The following is a 2,432-nucleotide window of genomic DNA, read 5'->3' on the forward strand; positions in this document are numbered from 1 at the left end:
TGACAGCCACCAGAAGGTATGAGGATTATGTGAAAGCAGCAGTGGAGGCGGGGGTGGATTTGATTATTTCAGGGGCGGGACTCCCCATGAATCTTCCCAGGCTGGTTTCGGGAAGCCGCACAAAGATAGCGCCTATTGTGTCAAGCCTTAAGTCTGCCCAGGTGATTCTGCGCTATTGGCAAAAAAAGCATGAAAGATTGCCGGACCTTGTGGTGATCGAAGGCCCCGAGGCGGGAGGACACCTTGGATTTTCCTATGAGCAGCTTCAAAACCCTGACCAGATGGACTATGACAGAGAAATCAGGGATATTGTAGAGCATGTAAAAAACTGCGGGAGAGAAAAAGGGAAGGATATTCCCGTTGTTGTAGCCGGCGGCATTTATACCAGGGAGGATGTCCAAAGGGCCTTTGATCTGGGGGCAGACGGCGTCCAGATGGCCACCCGTTTTATCACTACCTATGAGTGTGATGCGCCCATGGAATACAAGGAGGCCTATATCCATGCCCGAAGGGAGGACATTGTGCTGGTGAAAAGCCCTGTGGGGATGCCTGGCAGGGCCATTCAAAACGCCTTTGTCCGGCGATCCAAAGAAGGCCCGATTCCTCACGGAAAATGCCATCTCTGCGTAAGCACCTGTGACCCGGCTTCTACCCCCTACTGCATTACGGAGGCACTTGTGAATGCGGCGAAGGGAGATATGGAGCACGCTCTGATCTTTTGCGGGAGCAACGCTTACAGGGCAGATAAGCTGGAGCATGTGAGTGATATCATGAAAGAATTTCAATGAGAGTTTCAATAGAAGAGGAAAAAAATATGACAACCAGAATCATGGGAACCGGGAGCTGTCTGCCCCAAACAGTAGTGACCAATGACGACTTGGCAAAAATAATGGATACTTCGGATGAATGGATCCGCACACGCACGGGCATCAGGGAACGTCGTCTGGCAAAGGAGGAAACTACGTCCTTCATGTGCTGTGAGGCGGCCTTGAAGGCTCTGGAGAATGCGGGAATGTCTGGAGAGGAAATCCAGCTCATCATTGTGGGAACTCTCACGGGGGATTATGTGACTCCTTCCACGGCTTGTGAGGTGCAGGCTAAAATCGGTGCGAAAAGGGCAGTGGCCTTTGATGTAAATGCAGCCTGCTCCGGCTTTCTGTTTGCCTTGCATATAGCCCATGCGTATTTACAGGCGGGTATTTATCAAAATGCTTTGATTCTGGGCGCAGAAACTCTGTCGAAGATTATGGATTGGAGTGACAGAAGCACCTGCGTACTCTTTGGCGACGGAGCGGGAGCTGCGGTTTTAAAGAGAGAGGAGCGGGGCGTCCTTTCCTTTGACATGGGCTGTGACGGCGCAAAGGGGCATGTATTGTCCTGTAAGGGAAGGCCAAATAACAACCCTTTGGTCTCTCATCCCACAGAGCCTGAATTTGTGCATATGGACGGGCAGGAGGTGTACAAGTTTGCGGTGGGCAGAGTGCCCAAATCCATCCAAAGTGTGCTTGCGCAGGCTGGAATGGATGCCGGCGACATTTCCTGGTTTGTGCTGCATCAGGCTAATATCCGTATCCTGCAGTCTGTTGCCAAAAGGCTGGGGGTCTCAGAGGAGAAATTCCCCATAAGTCTTGATCACTGCGGAAATATTTCCGCGGCAAGCGTGCCCATTCTATTGGATGAGATGAACCAAAAGGGCATGCTGAAAAGAGGAGATAAAATCGTATTGTCAGGCTTCGGAGGCGGTTTGTCCTGGGGCAGCGTTCTTTTGGAGTGGTAAAGGTTCTTTGCGCCGAAACAGCCGCATATATTGACAGTAAGATGCGGTAGCGGAGCGTGCGCTTCTATGTTGAATTATATTTGGGCTTTCATGATACTTCTGGGAGTAATCTATGCCGCCTGCACCGGTCAGATGAGTCAGGTGACCAACGCTGCCTTAGACAGCGCCGGAGAGGCCATCTCCCTGTGCATTACCATGGCCGGCGTGGTGGGGCTGTGGATGGGACTGATGGAAATCGCAAAAAAGGCAGGAATCATCGAAAAATTAACCAGAGGTATCGGCCCTTTCTTAAATTTCATGTTTCCCAAAATTCCAAAAAATCATATAGCGAGAGAATACATAGCTACGAATATTATTGCAAACGTGCTGGGTCTGGGATGGGCCTGTACCCCGGCGGGCTTGAAGGCCATGGAGGCGCTGGCAAAGCTGGAGGAGGAAAGAGGTAATCCTGCTTATCTGGAAAAAGCAGCCAAAGAGAGGGTGGCCAGCAATGAAATGTGCACCTTTCTGATTCTCAATATTTCTTCCCTGCAGCTGATTCCGGTGAATATGATTGCTTACCGCAGTCAATACGGAAGCGCAAATCCTGCAGTTATTATCGCCCCGGCAATTTTAGCCACACTGCTTAGCACCTTCATAGCAGTTTTGTATTGTA

The 2,432-nt window shown here is 50.6% G+C and carries 3 protein-coding genes; all 3 read left to right on the plus strand.

The window, feature by feature from the left end; all coding sequences use genetic code 11:
• The coding region (locus AC1WIP_RS14550) for an NAD(P)H-dependent flavin oxidoreductase (protein ID WP_481142504.1) at positions 1-788 on the plus strand (788 nt) is incomplete at its 5' end.
• 26 nt (positions 789-814) lie between these two features.
• Entirely contained in the window at positions 815-1,777 is a 963-nt protein-coding gene (locus tag AC1WIP_RS14555; RefSeq protein WP_481142505.1) for a beta-ketoacyl-ACP synthase III, read from the plus strand.
• A gap of 66 nt (positions 1,778-1,843) precedes the next feature.
• A partial coding sequence (locus AC1WIP_RS14560) for a nucleoside recognition protein (RefSeq protein ID WP_481142506.1) occupies positions 1,844-2,432 on the plus strand: 589 nt, incomplete at its 3' end.

Source organism: Acetatifactor sp. (assembly GCF_982438285.1).

Excerpts from the sequence above, each read along its gene's own strand:
- AC1WIP_RS14555 (WP_481142505.1), top strand. The coding sequence starts at position 815 with ATGACAACCAGAATCATGGGAACCGGGAGCTGTCTGCCCCAAACAGTA.